Source organism: Flavobacterium sp. 5 (genome assembly GCF_002813295.1).
In the GTDB taxonomy this organism is placed as follows: Bacteria; Bacteroidota; Bacteroidia; order Flavobacteriales; family Flavobacteriaceae; genus Flavobacterium.
Window position 1 is genome coordinate 3,781,824 of the sequence record NZ_PHUE01000001.1, and the last position, 17,225, is coordinate 3,799,048.

The 17,225-nt window shown below is 35.8% G+C and carries 12 protein-coding genes; 5 read left to right on the forward strand and 7 right to left on the reverse strand.

From position 1 onward, the window contains the following. Positions 1-12: 12 nt before the first annotated feature. Entirely contained in the window at positions 13-831 is an 819-nt protein-coding gene (locus tag CLU82_RS15785; RefSeq protein ID WP_100843991.1) for a hypothetical protein, read from the forward strand. A gap of 2 nt (positions 832-833) precedes the next feature. After that, positions 834-2,354: an ATP-binding protein gene (locus CLU82_RS15790; RefSeq protein WP_100843992.1), complete on the forward strand. Its 1,521-nt coding sequence runs from the start codon at positions 834-836 to the stop codon at positions 2,352-2,354. Between the two features lie 7 nt (positions 2,355-2,361). Here CLU82_RS15790 and CLU82_RS15795 read toward each other — a convergent pair whose 3' ends face one another. The 4 genes from CLU82_RS15795 to CLU82_RS15810 all read right to left on the reverse strand — a co-directional run bounded on the left by CLU82_RS15795 (position 2,362) and on the right by CLU82_RS15810 (position 4,607). Continuing rightward, entirely contained in the window at positions 2,362-2,628 is a 267-nt protein-coding gene (locus CLU82_RS15795; protein WP_100843993.1) for a hypothetical protein, read from the reverse strand. Positions 2,629-2,714: 86 nt separating this feature from the next. Beyond that, positions 2,715-3,146 (reverse strand): hypothetical protein, encoded by a 432-nt coding sequence (locus CLU82_RS15800; RefSeq protein ID WP_100843994.1) that lies wholly within the window; start codon positions 3,144-3,146, stop codon positions 2,715-2,717. A gap of 9 nt (positions 3,147-3,155) precedes the next feature. Then, positions 3,156-4,049: a hypothetical protein gene (locus CLU82_RS15805; RefSeq protein ID WP_100843995.1), complete on the reverse strand. Its 894-nt coding sequence runs from the start codon at positions 4,047-4,049 to the stop codon at positions 3,156-3,158. Positions 4,050-4,292: 243 nt separating this feature from the next. Further along, a complete protein-coding gene (locus CLU82_RS15810) occupies positions 4,293-4,607 on the reverse strand; it encodes a hypothetical protein (protein WP_100843996.1) in 315 nt (104 codons plus the stop codon). Between the two features lie 554 nt (positions 4,608-5,161). Here CLU82_RS15810 and CLU82_RS15815 point away from each other — a divergent pair. Genes CLU82_RS15815 through CLU82_RS15825 form a run of 3 tightly spaced genes read left to right on the forward strand, consistent with a single transcriptional unit; the run spans position 5,162 to position 12,236 of the window. Continuing rightward, a complete protein-coding gene (locus CLU82_RS15815; protein ID WP_100843997.1) occupies positions 5,162-8,188 on the forward strand; it encodes a SusC/RagA family TonB-linked outer membrane protein in 3,027 nt (1,008 codons plus the stop codon). 16 nt (positions 8,189-8,204) lie between these two features. Then, the gene (locus CLU82_RS15820) at positions 8,205-9,587 is read left to right on the forward strand and encodes a RagB/SusD family nutrient uptake outer membrane protein (protein WP_100843998.1); all 1,383 of its coding nucleotides are present in this window, start codon (positions 8,205-8,207) and stop codon (positions 9,585-9,587) included. Beyond that, the gene (locus CLU82_RS15825) at positions 9,588-12,236 is read left to right on the forward strand and encodes a prolyl oligopeptidase family serine peptidase (RefSeq protein ID WP_100843999.1); all 2,649 of its coding nucleotides are present in this window, start codon (positions 9,588-9,590) and stop codon (positions 12,234-12,236) included. A gap of 65 nt (positions 12,237-12,301) precedes the next feature. Here the strand turns inward: CLU82_RS15825 and CLU82_RS15830 are convergent, their stop codons facing one another. The 3 genes from CLU82_RS15830 to CLU82_RS15840 all read right to left on the reverse strand — a co-directional run bounded on the left by CLU82_RS15830 (position 12,302) and on the right by CLU82_RS15840 (position 16,985). Continuing rightward, the gene (locus CLU82_RS15830) at positions 12,302-12,571 is read right to left on the reverse strand and encodes a DUF6520 family protein (protein WP_100844000.1); all 270 of its coding nucleotides are present in this window, start codon (positions 12,569-12,571) and stop codon (positions 12,302-12,304) included. 539 nt (positions 12,572-13,110) lie between these two features. Beyond that, entirely contained in the window at positions 13,111-14,604 is a 1,494-nt protein-coding gene (locus CLU82_RS15835) for a MauE/DoxX family redox-associated membrane protein (RefSeq protein WP_100844001.1), read from the reverse strand. A 1,478-nt stretch (positions 14,605-16,082) separates the two neighbouring features. Continuing rightward, on the reverse strand, positions 16,083-16,985 hold the full coding sequence (locus CLU82_RS15840) for an AraC family transcriptional regulator (RefSeq protein ID WP_100844002.1): 903 nt from the start codon (positions 16,983-16,985) through the stop codon (positions 16,083-16,085). Positions 16,986-17,225 lie beyond the last annotated feature (240 nt).

Here is a 17,225-nt window from a genome sequence, read left to right on the forward strand (position 1 = left end):
AATGTAAAATGTATGATTGGGAAGTCAAAAGTATTGCGAATTGATGATGATTCAAAGCCTGATTGGTATGATGAAATAGACCCTGTATCATTTTACGAAAAACATTTTGAAACAACTTTTCTGGAAAAAATAAGTGTTGTTTATCCCGATTTTATTGGAATTAGCTTTGCCTTAAAGATTGAAACCGTTTTAGGAGAAAGTTCAAAGCCCGATTTGGCTATTATAAGAAAAGATTACAAAGAATGGTATATCATTGAAGCTGAAATGGGTAGACATTCTTGGGAAGACCATGTTGAAAAACAAGTTAAGGTTTTTACAAATGGAATATATGAAAAAAATAAAATAGCAAATTATATTTTTAAACAAGATTTAACTAATGTTCTTGAACTAAAGCATTTAGAAAACATGGTCAGTTTAATTCATCCAAAAGTTATGGTGGTGGTTAATGAACATAAGCCACATTGGCAGAAAGAAATAAAAAAACATAAAGCTTTCTTGAGTATTTTTCAAATTTTTAAGGGCTTGAATGGATTTGAAATTTTTCGAATTGAAGGCGATACCCCATTTGTATACAGAGACAAGTCACATTGCGACTTTCTTAGAGGAGGTAGTAATATACTACAGGTTTATACTCCACATTTTATAACAGAACCTGACGATCAAGAAATTCAAGTTACCTTTAGAGGTAAACAAACAAAATGGATAAAAAAAAGTCAAACAAATGGAACCGTTGCTTTAATATTTAAAGGATCGTCAACATTTTTGCAGCTGGAGAAAAAATATATATTGTACGTAACTGATAAAAATGAATATTTCTTAGACCTAAATTAATTATGGAAGAATTAAAAATTGAATTTGCATCGGATTTAGTTAGCTCATATAAAAGACTTTCATATAAAATATGGTATGCTTTAGCAGAATATGTCGATAACTCTACTCAAGCTTACGAAAATAATAAAGCTATTTTAGATAAAGTTTACGAAACTGAGAAAAGTAATCTCATAGTGAATATTAATTACTTTAGAGGCCAAACCATTGAGGAGGATTACTTTGAAATTATAGATAATTCAATTGGAATGTCTACAGATGATCTAAAGAGAGCATTTAAGATCGGATTACCTCCCGAAAATAACACTGGCAGGAGTAAATATGGTCTTGGAATGAAAACTGCATCTTTTTGGCTTGGTGACGAATGGACAATTCATACTAAAAAGTTAAATGAAAATACAAAAAGTAGTTTAACGCTAAATTTAAAGTCTATTGCGCAAGGTAGTTTATCATTAAACATCGAAACTGAAGAAGCAGATACAAAAGATCATTACACTGTGATAAAAATATATGGATTGCACAGACGTTTTAAAGGAATGACAATTAGTAAAATAAAAAGCTTTTTATCATCAATCTATAGGTTTGATTTGATCAATGACAGGATGGATTTGGTATGGAATGGTGAAAAATTAGAATGGTCTAATTTTGTCGACAACGATTTTATAAAAAATAGTGAAATGGAACCGCTGAAAAGACCTTTTGATTTTATGGTAAACAATAAACGTGTACATGGATGGGCCGGTATCTTGTCAAGTGGAAGTAGAAACAAGGGAGGATTCTCATTAATTAAACATGAAAGAGTTATACAAAGTCCTCCGAATGGTTATAAACCCGAAAGTATTTTTGGAGAGCAAGAAGGAGGAATCAATGATTTAGTTAATCAAAGGTTAGTAGGTGAAATTTACTTAGATGATTTTGAAGTTAGCCATACAAAGGATAGTATCTTGTGGGAAGGAACTGAAGAAGAGGATCTTGATGATCAAATATTCAAAGAAATTGGTGATTTTAAGAAAACGGCAGTACAATTTCGTAAAAGGGCTGTCGATGAGAGAGGTCCTTCCGAAGAAGAAGTAAATATTGCGATTGATGAAATTACTAAGGAATTAAACTCGGGAGAGATTGCAGATACGCTATTCGCATTAGAATTACCTTCCGACGATATCATTTCAATTTCTAATACGCAACTGGAAGAAGTAAGCAAGTCGAATATTGAACCAATAATTGTTACATTAAACCAACTAACAATTAAACTATATGTTGACGATACAATGTCTATCAATGATCCATATGTTATCAATAATTCTACGAGCGATAGAGATACTGTCATAATTATTGTTAACAAGAATCATCCATTTTGGAATGAATTAGGTGATAGTAGAGGAGTATTAAATTATTTACGTCAATGCGTTTATGATGGAGTTTCCGAGTGGAAAGCTTATTTTTTTAATTCCTCCATTAAACCTAATACAATTAAATATATAAAAGATGACTTACTTAGGGTACCTTTTAATATTGAACGCTCATAAATGGTATTTAATGCAAAGACAGATGAATATTTACAAATGCCTTTTCAATAAGATTAATTTTAATTTTTAGTGAATATAAATCTAATAAATATTCTTCAGTTTCAATATTTGAACCATATCGAAAAGTTATACTTTCTGGGTCAAAATCATTTATTGCTAAAATTGTATTTTTAAACCAAAGCGGTATCTGCTGATTAAATCTAGTTAAGATAAGTTTTTCGAAAGTATCATAAAGTTTTTTTAAATTATGAATTTTTATTTCTTTTCCTATCATTGTAGATTTAATAAATAATTCAATGCTATGTCTGTAACAGAAAATAATAGGACATAAAAAAACTGCTCTTTCGTTGCTTTCAATTGCTATTGTAACAAGTTCATCAGCAGATCGTTTGTATGATTTTGCAAGCAAAATTTTATCAGAATAATCAGCCAACAATTGATCAATATACTTTCACCCGTTATTCCTATATTAAAATCATTAGGCTCAAGAAATAAAGGAGTTATTCCATCTATAAATTCATCTATATTATCTTCATAATGCTCATTACAATTTAGTCCATACATAATATTTTCATAGTCGGGCATATTTTCCCAATACGAACTAATGTAAGCTAAAACTCGAATATCAGAAAGATTGAATCTTTTTTCTAATGTCCCTTTGGATTTTGCTTCAACACTAAAAAATTCTGGAAAATAGTAAATTGAATCAAGAATAAATTTTTTGTCAGATTTTAGTAAACGCTTAGCTTCAGCAAACTTAAAAATAAGTGAATAATTAATATCTGATTCCATAAAAAATAATTATTTTAAAAGTTGAAAATTACTATTTACCAAATATTCGTAGACGGATGAAGCAGTTTCGGTACTTATGACCTTACTTAAAGCTAAATCTATAAGTTTTCCTTTTAGTAATTGTGCCCAAGTTTTTTTTGGAAGATTATATTGTAATTCCCTTAATTCATCAATTTCATTAAAAATTATTTCTTGTCCATGACCTAAATTAATAAGATGTTCAATAATGTTATCAATCTTTTTATCCAGATCACTTTTTGTCTTATTATTTTTACTACGCTTATTTTTTCTTTCAATATAAGATGCACCTTTAACAGAAATTTTAACTTTATCTGAATCGCCATATTTGTCTTTTAATATGACATATCCTCTACTATGCAAATCTTCTGCAATTTCCCTGGACTCTTTATCACGATATTTAATATTATTAAACTCGAGAATTCGTTCTATTGAGTACATCTCATCTCCAAATAAACTATTCAACTTTGACAGTACAAAATCATTTTTATCTGATATTGTCTCTATTATTAATAATTTTTGACTATCAAATAAAGTTTCAATAATGGACAAATATCCTATCGTTAATTTTAAACTTTTTTTAAATCTATTAAGCCTCTCTATTTCTTTCTTAATTTCTGGTTCTTTTTCTATACCATATATAGAATAAACGTGATCAAAAATTGAATTGTATTGTTTATCAAATAGTTCTAATATTATATCATTATCTGGAATTATATGATTGCTAATATGTAGCTCTGATTTTTCAATCAAATCATCAGATTCTGCAATAAATTTAGTTAATATTGTGTTTTCAGACTCTAATAATATCTCAATCTCATTCTCATACTTTTCAAGTATTTTGAAAAAGTCAAAATGTGAAATTTCTTTTAAATTATAATTCATTTTAAATATTTTTGAAATTTTTAATCTAATTGTAGGCAAATTAATAGTTAATTAGTAAAATAATCGAACATATTCTTCAAATACTATATTGCAGAAAATAAAAGAATAAATAGAATTGTGCCAAAAATTTATTCTTGATTTTTAAATAATCTTTTGTAATATTATAAAAAAAGATGCCCCAAGCATCTTTTTTTGTTTCACAATTTAAATTATTCATAGCCATGAAAAACACATCTGGCTCTTTTATTCTTTATTGTAAGATTTTTTAACTAATTGCCCTTTAGTATTTTTATTAAACTTTAATTCGGCATTTTCTTCTTCAACTAATTTGAAAAAATCAGATAAGGAAATTTCTAAAAAATCACAAATTGCAAAAAGTTTACTACATGTAACATTATGATCACTTGATGTATATCTTTCTAAACCTAAGTTTTTACCAATCTCAGAATAATATTCATTGTTTTCACTCAAAATTGCATTACCACGTTCCTTATACAACTTTTTAATGACAATAGAAATTGAATTAGTAAGTTCTTCTATTTTTATTTGCTTCCTCATAAAAACAAATAGAATGATAAAAAAATGCGATAACAATTACACATGTGTAAATAATTTTGTTATATTTGTATTATTTATTACATTATTTTTAATGTAATTTTGCGATTCTTCATATAAAATATTTGAAGCATTCGCTTTGAATCTCGTACTAGAAAATTGGCCTTTTCAAATTACCACGAGATGATAAGTATGATGCTCACGTCATTGGCGTGGGCTCACTTATTTGTGGTAAGGTATGGCCAATACCTCTAGTGCAGTAAGCTGAGTTCCGCGCCTTTTTTATTGGCAAAATCTCAGATGATTCCTAGCTAATCCCCTTCATATTTTTCATAGTCTCGCAGTCAATTAGTTGCTAACCTAACCGCTAACACCAGCTTGCCTATGATTTAAAAACAAAGAATATGTAATTAAGGCCTGTGCTATTTCTCTATTTTGAATTAGTATTGAGCACAGGCTATTAAAGCAAACAAAAAAGGCCCTCTAGCCGTCTGGACAACTACTGAGAGGACCTATAGCCAAACAAAACCAACGTTTCAATTAACCAACCCAATACTATGAAAAATATTTCATTTTACAAGGGGGGCAGGGCTTTTTATTACCTAATTATAATGGGTAGCATACTGTCTTTTTCTCCTCTTCAGGCCAATCCTTTTCTCAGGCAAAACAAACTACAATCACAGCAATTTCAAATTCAGGGAACTGTCACCGATGGCAGCAATCCGTTGCCCGGCGTAAGCATTGCGATAAAAAACAAAACTAAAACAGCCACTGTAACGGATTATAACGGTGAGTACAATCTTTTTGCCTCCCCAAAAGACACTTTGGTATTTTCGTATGTAGGCTTCAAAACAGTATTTGTTGCCGTTCATGACCAGCCTGTTATTAATGTGGTTCTGCAGGCAGATGCCACCACACTCAAAGAAGTAAAGATTAATGCGGGCTATTATTCGGTCAAGGAAAGCGAACGCACAGGGAGTATTGCCCGCATCACTGCCAAAGACATCGAATCACAGCCTGTATCGAATGTGTTAGCCACGATGCAGGGACGCATGGCAGGTGTCGATATCATACAGGATGGTGGTACAGCGGGAGGTGGTTTTACGATCAAAATAAGGGGACTCAACAGCCTTCGGGCAAATGGCAACGAACCGCTATATATTATAGATGGTGTCCCATATTCCTCTGAAACCATTGGCTATAGCGATACGACTCCCGGAATGGCGACTCCTACCAGTCCGCTCAACAGTATTAACCCATCCGATGTAGAAAGCATCGAAGTATTAAAAGATGCCGATGCTACCGCTATTTATGGTTCCCGTGGAGCCAATGGAGTGGTATTAGTTACCACCAAAAAAGGAAGAGCAGGTAAAACCAAAGTGAGTGTTACTGCTTCTACTGGGATTGGCAAGGTTACCAAGATGGTGGATATGATGCATACCCAAGACTATCTGAACATGCGTAGGCAAGGTTTTGTCAATGATAAAATTACTGCCTATCCAAGAACGGCCTACGATGTGAATGGCAGTTGGGATCAAAACCGTTATACCGACTGGCAGGAAGAATTATTGGGAGGCACAGCCACTATTTTCAGCATGCAGGGTGTCGTATCTGGAGGATCGGACTTGACACAATACCTCCTCAGTGGCACGTATCGATCTGAAACCACAGTAATTCCTGGGGACTTTGGCTATGACCGGACAGCGGTTCATTTTAATATGAATCATGCCAGTGAGGATAAAAAGTTCAAGCTTGTTTTTTCGGCAGGATACAGCTTTCAGCAAAATGTACAGCCCACAGAAGATTTGACGCGTAAAGCAAGAAATCTGGCACCTAACGCTCCTGCTTTGTACGATGAGAATGGGGAACTGAATTATGAGAATAATACGTTCCAAAATCCATTGGCACCGCTCAAGAGTTTTAGCACGGCAAAAACAAATGATCTGGTAACCAATGCCGTACTGAGTTATGAAGTAGTACCCAGTCTGGAACTCAAAGCCAATTTGGGATTTACAGATTTAAATAATGGCGAACAACAAATAATCCCCTCCACGATTTACAATCCTGCTTATGAAATTGGCAGTGATAACTCGATCTTATATACGAATGCTACAGCCAGACAATCTTGGATCGTGGAACCGCAACTGCATTGGAGCCATAATTTTGAAAACAGTAAAATAGATATCCTGGTTGGAGCTACGGCACAGCAGCAGCGTTCGTCCAGACTCTATCAGTATGGGGTAGGTTTTTCAAGCAACAGCCTGATTACCGATTTGGCTTCGGCCACTGATAAGTATGTGATTGCAAGTGATGAAACCATATATAAATACCAAGCCTTTTTTGGAAGGATTAATTATAATTACCAAGAGAAATACATTGTGAATCTGACGGGTAGGAGGGATGGATCAAGCCGCTTTGGTCCCGGAAAACAGTTTGCCGCTTTTGGAGCGATAGGGGCTGCATGGTTATTTTCGAATGAAAATTTTCTGAAAAACAATTCCGTTGTAAGCTTCGGGAAACTGCGTGCCAGTTATGGAACTGGCGGGAATGACCAGATAGGGGATTACCAGTTTTTGGATACCTATGCCTCTTCGGGGCTCAATTATCAAAATGCAGTGGGTTTAGATCCAACCCGTTTATTCAATCCTGACTTTGGCTGGGAAAGCAGTCAGAAGTTCGAAGTGGCTTTGGAAACAGGATTTTTTCAGGACAGACTTTTTCTAACGTTAGCCCATTATAGGAATCAATCTTCGAATCAGCTGGTAGGAATCCCATTGCCGGGGACTACTGGATTTACGTCAATAAATGCCAATCTGGACGCCACTGTACAGAACTCGGGTCTGGAATTGACTCTGCGCACGGTAAATTACAGCGGCACCCATTTTAAATGGACAAGCAATTTTAATATTTCGGCAGCGAAAAATAAACTGCTTTCGTTTCCAGGATTAGAAGGTTCAACCTATTCGAACCGATACATTGTTGGAGAATCAACCAGTATTGTAAAAGTTTATAATTATAAAGGGGTCAATCCGCAAACGGGATTGTTTGAAGTAGAAGATGTCAATGGTGATGGCAAAATTACTGCTCTGGATGATAAAAAAAGAGTGGAGGATTTGACACCTGAATATTACGGAGGATTACAAAATGTACTACAGTATAAAAATTGGCAATTGGATTTTCTGTTTCAGTTTGTAAAACAAAAAAATTACGATTGGAGTCCCTCAGTACAGGGAGGCAGTTTTTTTAATCAGCAGGAGGATCTGGTTAATGCGTGGCAAAAGCCGGGAGATATAGCACCCTATCAAATGTATACCTCTGGACGCAATAGACCGGCGGTCACTGCGTATAACAATTATTTGAATAGCAATGCCATGATTGTTGATGGTTCGTATCTCCGTTTGAAAAATATAGAACTGAGCTATATGCTGCCGCTGCAGACAAAGAAAGCCAGCTGTCGATTGTCATTACAGGGACAAAACGTGTTGACATGTACTCCGTACAAAGGAGGCGATCCCGAATTTAAATATACAGGATACTTACCGCCGCTGCAGGTTTACAGTGCAGGCGTACAACTAACTTTTTAATCTAAAAAATAAAGCTATGAATACTGTATTTACTGCTCTGAAATATTTTATAATCACAGGGATTATCCTGTTTTTAGTACTGTCCTGCGACAGTTTTGTGGATGTGGATTTGCCTAAATCACAACTGACCAAAGAAGCCGTTTTTGAAGATATGGCTACTGCCAATGCTGCTATGGCTGGATTGTATGCCAAGATGCGGGATGCTGGTGTCCTGACAGGAAGCGCTGTTGGAGTTTCCTGTTATCTGGGGCAGTATACTGATGAGTTTGATTATTATCAGCAGGATAAAATTTCTGATTTTTATGCTAATTCGCTTTATGCGGGTGTGTCTGGAGTAGGCGATATTTGGAACCAAAGCTACAATCAGATTTATGCTGCCAATGCTATTATTGAAGGGGTAGATCAGTCGGTTTCTTTGCCTGAATCTGGGCGCAGTCAGTTAAAGGGAGAAGCGTTATTTATCAGGGCACTGCTTCATTTTTATCTGGTAAATCTGTATGGAGACGTGCCTTATATCACTACTACGGATTATGAAAAAAACAGTAAAGTGACAAGAACGGCAAGTGCTGCGGTATATACGTATATCGTAAATGATCTTACCGAAGCGATTACGTTATTGCCAGAAGACTATGTTTCGGAGGAGCGCGTGCGTCCTAACCGAAGCGCGGCCTCGGCGGTCTTGGCTAGAGTGTATCTGTATATGGGATTGTATGCCGAAGCAGCGAATGAGGCATCGGCTGTTATCAACAGTCCGCTTTATGTTTGGGAAACCGATTTGGATAAGATTTTTTTGAAAGAAAGTAGCACCACGATTTGGCAATTTATGCCCGATGTTGATGGCAAGAATACAGCTGAAGGGAGCTTGTATATTTTTACAGCAGGACCGCCCTCTATTGTGGGGTTGAGAGCCGATTTTGTTGATGCTTTTGAAGCCAACGACCAAAGAAAAGTGCATTGGACAAAAGCCGTAACCGATGGAGTTACTGCTTGGTATCATGCCTATAAGTACAAAGAAGAAAATTACACAGGAAGTTCTGTAGAGTATTCGATTGTATTGCGCTTGGCAGAGCAGTATCTGATTCGGGCAGAAGCAAGAGCAAGACAGGGAGAACTCATCAGTGCCAAAGACGATCTGAATCTGATCCGCCATACAGCTGGATTGCCCAATACAAGCGCCATTACGGCGGATGAAATTGCGGCGGATGTATTGAAACAACGGCGATTTGAACTGTTTACAGAATTTGGGCAGCGCTTTTTTGATCTGAAACGATTGGGGAAACTCGATGCTGTTTTGTCAATCTCCAAACCCGGCTGGAATACCGAAGATAAACTGTGGCCATTACCCGCATTGGAATTGAGTTCGAATCCGAATTTGAATCCACAAAATCCAAGTTACTAAATGGATGAGATGCTAGTTAGAACGAAATACCACTTTTTTTTATTTTTAATTAGTACTTTTTTGCTGTGCTCTTGTCCTATGGTGGGACAGGAGCCACAAAAGAGGGATTTGAAAGAAGCAGATTATGGCAAGTGGGGCACTTTATGGACGAAAGGACTTTCAAATCGAGGGAATTGGGTCAGTTTTGAAATGACTTATCAGGATCATAATGATACGTTGTTTTTAAAAAGAACTAGCGGAAATACAACTTATACTTTTCCGAAAGGCAAGAATGGGCAGTTTGGAAGCGAAGATATTTTTGCCTGCCTGTTGCCTAATGCTGTTTTGCAGGTGACTGAATTGCGTTCTGCAAAAATACAGTTGTTCCCGGATGTTAAGCGGTATGATTTGTTAGTGGGAGGCAAATACATCCTGACCAGTAATAAGGGGAGGAATACCATTAGCCTGATTAAGATCAGAAATCAAAAAGGAGCAGTAATAGACAGTATATCCAATGTTACGGATTATGTATTGAATCCGAAGAAAAACGGGATGCTGTTTACTGTTACAAATGGCAGTCAGCATTCGATAGGCATTATTAATTTTGAGGACCACTCTAAACGGATTATTACTCAAAGTAAGGGCGGTTCCTTTTATCAATTAACATGGCAGGCGAATGGAAAATCGGCAGCCTATCTATTGGAAACAGATACTGTTGCAAAAACAAAAGTAATACAGCAGTATCGGATTGCAGACCAGCAGCTTTTTACATTTGATACTCAGAAAACTATAGGTTTTAAAGATGGTTTTGCTATATATGATCGGTTTAAGCTGTCTCTATCTGAAAGCGGCAGCCAAGTGTTTTTTTGGGCTGCTTTGAAGTCACTGTCTGAATTGAAAAAGGAGGATAATAGGGCAGAGGTATGGAATGGAACAGATAAACAGATCTACCCTTCCCAGCAGTTCGAAACGTCCGAGGGAGAACTGCCTAAATTGGCTTGTTGGCATCCGGAGAAAAATCAATTTAGTATTGTCAGCAGTGATGCCTTGCCACAAAAGAGGCTAAGTCCAAAGCAGGATTATGCATTGCTCTCTAACGCATATTGTTATGGCTTAGAAAATACCTACTATGAAAACGTGGATTACTATCTTAAAGACATCTGGACTGGGAAGGAAAAGCTGCTTTTGGAGCATCAATCCCATGATCCGAATCAAATTGGCTTTTCGGCATTTGGAAATACCATCATCTATTATCGGAATAAAAATTGGTGGATTTATGATATTGATGCAGGGAGTCATCGCAATATGACCCAAGGCATAGTAACCAATTGGGATAATTCGAGTACTAATGCACCGCATCAATTTGATGTATATGGCAATCCAGGCTGGAGCGCAGATGGTAAAAGTGTGCTGTTGTATGATGAGTTTGATATTTGGTGCGTAGCTTTGGATGGTTCTAATTTTCGAAGATTGACTACAGGAAAAGAGCAGCAAACGAGCTTTCGGATTGCAGCCGTTGAAAATGCGGGTTTCAAAATTGCAAACTATGAGGGTAGAAATCCTTATGTCTATGATCTGTCGAAAGACCTGCTGTTAGAAGCCAAGAGGCAGACGGATTATGCAACGGGCTATTACCTGCTTACCTCTGGAAGCAAAGTGCAAAAACTGGTTTTTGAAGCCAGTAAAATTACCGATCTGCTAAAAAGTGAAAAGGGGAATTACGTATATACAAAACAGCGTTTTGATCAATCACCAAAACTGCTGTTCCTGTCAGATGATCATAGGTCTCCCAAATTGCTGTTTGAATCCAATAAACAACAAAAGAAGTATTATTATGGGAGGTCAGCATTGATTGCTTACAAGAATAGTAAAGGAGAGCCTTTAAAAGGAGCCTTGTTTTACCCTGCTCATTATGATGCAGCAAAGCAATACCCTATGGTAGTGAATATCTATGACGCATTATCTAAGCACGTATATGATTACGCGAATCCATCATTATTAAACGCAGAGGGGTTTAATATAACTAATTTTACCCTTAATGGTTATTTTGTACTGCTGCCAGATATTAATTATCAATTGGGCAATCCTGGTATTTCTGCTGTTGATTGTATGACGGCAGGAGTGACGGCTATTATAGAAAAAGGGATTGTAGCCAAAGATAAAATTGGATTAATTGGACATTCGTTTGGAGGCTTTGAAACCAATTTTATTATTACACAAAGTGCCTTATTTGCAGCCGCAGTCTCAGGTGCAGGGATTAGTGATCCTATTGAATTGTATTTTAATATAGGACAAAATAGAAATATGCTGTCTGATATCTGGCGGTTTGAAAGTCAGCAATGGCGCATGGGAAAATCACTGTATGCCGACAAGGAAGGGTATTTGCGGAACTCCCCAATAATGCACGCTGATAAAATAAAAACACCCTTGCTATTGTGGGCAGGTAAAAATGATCGGATTGTTCCGATGCACCAAAGTGTTGCTTTTTATCTGGCTTTGCGCAGATTGCGGGTAAAGAATATATTTCTTGGATATCCAGAGGAAGAGCATTCTATAGCAAATCCAGAAAATCAAATAGATTTAACACATCGGGTACAGCAATGGTTTGACTATTTTTTAAAAGACAAAACTTCCGAATCGTGGATTTCGAAAGGCACAAGCTTTGAGTAGCTAAAAATATAATGCAGTTTCTTATATTCGAAACTGCATTATCTTTCACAAAGGAAAATAAAGGCTTAATTATTATAATGCAATTGCGCCACACATTTGCCTTGTGCGTTTTTTGCATAAGCTGTAAAGCCTGAACTTAGACATGCTGCACCTGTTCCAGGGCTACACTCGACTTCTACTTCGTCACAATCATTTACTGATGGATTGTGAATGTATGCTACTATCGGCAAAGCTGTTTTGCTTTTACTGGATACATTGGTGCTAACAGCACCTGCACTTGCTAATGCAAATGCTGCTAACGGCAGCACAAACATTTTTAAAAGATTTGTTTTCATAATTACTTAAATTAAAATTTATTAAATGTGATCTACTCTTTTCTACAGGTTTTCGATCTTTGGTCCTGCTACTGGCCAGTATATTTTAATGTCATATTTTTAATCTTATCATTGCGGGAGTTGCGAAGTACGTGACAAAGCAGCCTCACTATCACAATTCGTAATTCGTAATTCCCAACACAAGTCATTGCGAGGAACGAAGCAACCTCACTATCACAATTCGTAATTCGTAATTCATAACTCATAATTCACAATTCATCCTTCCCCCAATCTTGTCATTCTGACGAAGGAAGAATCCCCACAAGTAACTCCACAATCCATATAAAGCAACACTATCACCCAACACAAGTCATTGCGAGGAACGAAGCAACCTCACTATCACAATCCACAATCCACAATCCACAATTCACAATTCATAATTCGTAATTCATAATTCGTAATTCATAATTCACAATCCACAATCCACAATTCATAATTCGTAATTCATAATTCATAATTCGTAATCCACAATTCATAATTCATAATTCGTAATTCACAATTCATAATTCAAACTTCCCCAACTTCGATCTAATCCTCTCCCCATACCCATACTTAAGCAGAAAATGCCCCGAAATCACATACAGTGCATCCCTTGTGGCAAAGAAATTTTTCATTTTGAATCCTTCTTCATCAAATACATAAAAACTCAATACATACGTTTGTTTAGTAATATCATAGACATCGACAACGGTTGCATTTTTCCAAACGGCAGCATCCTCATATCTGCCCCGCAATACTGAATTAACAAACAACAGGTTATTGGTAATAGTCGTATGCCTGTTAACCATATAAGGTGGCGCTGCAAGTTTACTATCTCCTGATTGCTTTATTTTAACCACTTTTAGTTTTGCTTTTGAAGTGGTATCAATCGTATGCGCACGATGCTGAACATTTAGGTTCTCGTCAGTAACTATATATTCATTGCGATAGTAGTAGGTATAGACTAGTTTTTTCTGTTCAGGGCTGTATTGGAATGTTCCGTCAGTATCAAAAATACCATCCATCTGTTTCTGTAGTACCCGTTGATTGTACTTGATCTGTAGCGTATCATTATGGCTGATTGTGGCTAAAATATTTTCGCCAGAGTATTGTTTTTGAGTACGAAAGGCGATGAGGTTGGTATTTATAAATTGTATATCCGAAAAATAGAATTGTTTATCACTGATTACTTTGGCTTTCCAATCGGCAACTTTACCTTTATAAATTACTGGTACAGTGCCATCATATAGATAAAAATCAGGATAGGACACCCGTACCTCGACCGCTTGAAATTTGAAGTTTTCACGATCCAGCAGGATAGTGGAGAGTTTTTTGCTTTTCAGATTAGTATCGATTTCAAGAATCTGCAATGGAGCCAAGCGATTGGCTAGATAGATTTTTCCTTTACCTGTTCCTGCGACATAATACGAAGTGTTCAGTAAATCAATGCCTGCTACTTTTGAAGCGGTACCTTGTGGAAAGCTGCGGATAAATGGATTTTCTTTTTGCATAATGTCTTCAGAGAAAAGAAATAGCCCTACGATGAATGTTGAACTTATAAATAGTAGCGTTACTAATCGAAATAGCACTTGCTTTGTAATTGAATGTAGAATAATGGCTATGATCCCCAGAACCACAAATGAAGTATTGAATATAAGATGTTCTTTCCATCCTAATTTTTCAAGTATGCCACCACAGGAGCAGGGAACAAAAGAACTGAAATTGAGAATGATGATAATATAGGTTGTAAAAAGTACCATTAGTGAAACTGCTGCGTGAAGTGTGTAATACCTAAAAATGGGAACTGCCAATAGAACAGCTATTACCAATTCTAAGGTTAATACGCCAACAGCTGCATAATCTGCAAATGGACTTAAAAGCGGTGACTGTCCCAATTGCGCCTGAAAATTTTGAAAATCAAGTATTTTGCTGACCGCAGCATATACAAAAAGAAGTATAAACAAATAGCTTATAAGGGTCTGATAGTTTTTTACAAAAATTGTACTTAATTTCATTTTCTTGATTTTTAGTCTTGTAAAATTCTGTGAATAAAAACGGTAAGGAATGGTGATTTGGGAATTATACTATGCAATTATAAAAGTGTTGCTTTTTAACCTGTTCTTTTTAACTCTAATTATCTTGGATTAGCTTCGCCCTGCTATTTTAATCATAAAATCACGGGAGAATTTTTAGCATTGGCAGGCGGGAGTGATCCAAGAGACGAGGAGGAACGACGAACGGCTGGATCGCGATAGGAAAACCGAAACGAAGTGAGGTTCATCGAACACCAATAACAATAAAAGTCAAGCGAGCTAAAAAAGTAAAAATTAATTTAACCCCTCTGTTGATTCTTTTCAATACCCCTTACTTTCACAAATTAATTCGCGCTAATTTGTGTAATTTGTGGTAAAAAAGCATAATAACTTTTTGCTTCACCATTTACACCAAATAATTTTGAGTAGTACTTGCTACGCCCTGTTCTTTTTAACTGAAATCTTCTCAGTTGGCTATCGCTTGTGTCCTCCTTTAGGAATAGCAAAAGGGTAATTAACATATGCAAATCATGTAAGTTTGTCATTCCGACGAAGAAGGAATCTCATCAAGTAGCTCGACAATCATAGTAAAGCTATCCTTTAAAAAAAAACTATTAATTGTCAGGCAGCTAAATCGAAGATTCATCGAACACCAATAACAATAAAAGTCAGGTGAGCTAAAAAAGTAAAAATTAATTTAACCCCCTCTGTTGTTTCTTTACAATACCCCCTTTACTTTCACAAATTAATTTGCGCTAATTTGTGTAATTTGTGGTAAAAAAGCATAATAACTTTTTGCTTCACCATTTACACCAGATAATTTTAGTAGTACTTGCTACGCCCTGTTCTTTTTAACTGAAATCTTCTCAGTTAGCTGTCGCTTGTGTCCTCCTTCGTCATAATAGCAAAAAGGGTAATTGACATATGCAAATCAAGTAAGTTTGTCATTCCGACGAAGGAGGAATCTCATCAAGTAGCTCGACAATCTTAGTAAAGCAATCCTTTAAAAAAAACTATTAATTGTCAGGCAGCTAAATCAAAGATTTATCGAACACCAATCAAAATAAAAGCCAAGTGAGCTAAAAAAGTAAAAATTATCTTGGATTAGCTTCGCCCTACTATTTTTAATCATAAAATCACGGGAGAATTTTTAGCGTTGGCAGGCGGGAGTGATCCAAGAGACGAGGAGGAACGACGAGCGGCTGGATCGCGATAGAGGAAATTTGTACGATTATTTTTTGACTAAAAATCGTGAGGCAGTGAAATCGAAGATTCATGAATACAAAAAAAACAATAATAACCCATGAATATTTTTTTGTTACTTTTTTTATCAAGGCAAATCGAAGATTCAGCGAACACCAATTAAAATTAGCGTTAAGTGAGCTAAAAAAGTAAAGAGTATCAATATCACTCTGACGCTTATTTACAACGAATAAGTTCTTCCATCGGGTTTAACTTATTTATTCCAAAACGGAAGTACGCTTCACCTCACTAGGAGCATATTTAAATCTTTTTTTAAAAGACTTATAAAAATTGGTATAATCATTAAAACCACACATAAAGGCAATTTCCTTTATAGGAATTGCTGTCTGTTGAATTAAAAGATGGGCACGTTTTAATCTTTCTTCAGTATAAAACTGATAAATACTGGTATTAAAAAAATGCCGGAAACCATCTTTTAGCCTGAATTCATTTGTTCCGAACATTTTTGCTAAAACTTTGGCACTTGGTAGCGGGTCTTCCAGATTATTAAGAATGTAGTCGTACACGTTTTGGATAATTGCTGCTTCAGTTGGTCTTGGCAAACCAAGGTTTATTGTGTTTGTATGATCTGACAAGCTATCTTGAAGGTGAGTAGTAATAGAACTAATTATGATTGTATTGCTATAAAGTACTCTTGAGACTGTACAAAAAGTGGGGATAATTTGGTTTTCTGCAGTTATAAAAAGCAGTTGAATGGTACTGTGAAAGCTGTCGTCATCGACTATTTGATTGCTGATGCTTTTCCATAACGGATGGATTTGTATGGCCAGAATTTCATCAAAGTTCTTTTTAAACAATTGTTCGGATGGCAATCCTAATGCCAAAGGTAAATTAGAACTAAAGCCTTGAATAGTAAAGTAATTATCCAAAATACAGGTATGCTGAATAAGGTTTTGATAGCTGTAATGCAGATTTATAAACCCCGAGGTAACAATTTTGGATTGCATTTCTGTTGCAACTGAATTCAGTATAGCTGCAAGTTCATCGAGTTCATCTGCTGGAACACTTTGCTGTAATCGAAACATAAGATTTCCTGTTGCCATCTCGAAGAGCATGTGGTACAAATCTCTAATTCTTTGTTGGTTTGATCCTTTGTTCATGAGAGTTGTTTTCGGTTAGCATGGGAAGGTTTGCTATGTAAACTCAATCAAAACTAGAGATTATAAAATTTGGAAACTAAAAGTATAGTGCTGGATTCTGGAATTGAATAGGGAGATTTTTGGAAGAATTAAAATAGTGATTTTTTTAGATTAATAATTTTTATCGAATTACTACTATGCAATTCGGGAATTTAACATCGCAATTCTGGAATCACATAGTACATTATTTGCAACTAATGC

Bases quoted from the DNA above. Each gene is read 5' to 3' on its own strand.
- CLU82_RS15790 (WP_100843992.1), top strand. From the start codon at position 834: ATGGAAGAATTAAAAATTGAATTTGCATCGGATTTAGTTAGCTCATAT.
- CLU82_RS15810 (WP_100843996.1), bottom strand. From the start codon at position 4,607: ATGAGGAAGCAAATAAAAATAGAAGAACTTACTAATTCAATTTCTATT.
- CLU82_RS15820 (WP_100843998.1), top strand. From the start codon at position 8,205: ATGAATACTGTATTTACTGCTCTGAAATATTTTATAATCACAGGGATT.
- CLU82_RS15835 (WP_100844001.1), bottom strand. From the start codon at position 14,604: ATGAAATTAAGTACAATTTTTGTAAAAAACTATCAGACCCTTATAAGC.
- CLU82_RS15805 (WP_100843995.1), bottom strand. From the start codon at position 4,049: ATGAATTATAATTTAAAAGAAATTTCACATTTTGACTTTTTCAAAATA.
- CLU82_RS15785 (WP_100843991.1), top strand. From the start codon at position 13: ATGATTGGGAAGTCAAAAGTATTGCGAATTGATGATGATTCAAAGCCT.
- CLU82_RS15795 (WP_100843993.1), bottom strand. From the start codon at position 2,628: ATGATAGGAAAAGAAATAAAAATTCATAATTTAAAAAAACTTTATGAT.
- CLU82_RS15800 (WP_100843994.1), bottom strand. From the start codon at position 3,146: ATGGAATCAGATATTAATTATTCACTTATTTTTAAGTTTGCTGAAGCT.
- CLU82_RS15840 (WP_100844002.1), bottom strand. From the start codon at position 16,985: ATGAACAAAGGATCAAACCAACAAAGAATTAGAGATTTGTACCACATG.
- CLU82_RS15825 (WP_100843999.1), top strand. From the start codon at position 9,588: ATGGATGAGATGCTAGTTAGAACGAAATACCACTTTTTTTTATTTTTA.
- CLU82_RS15830 (WP_100844000.1), bottom strand. From the start codon at position 12,571: ATGAAAACAAATCTTTTAAAAATGTTTGTGCTGCCGTTAGCAGCATTT.
- CLU82_RS15815 (WP_100843997.1), top strand. From the start codon at position 5,162: ATGAAAAATATTTCATTTTACAAGGGGGGCAGGGCTTTTTATTACCTA.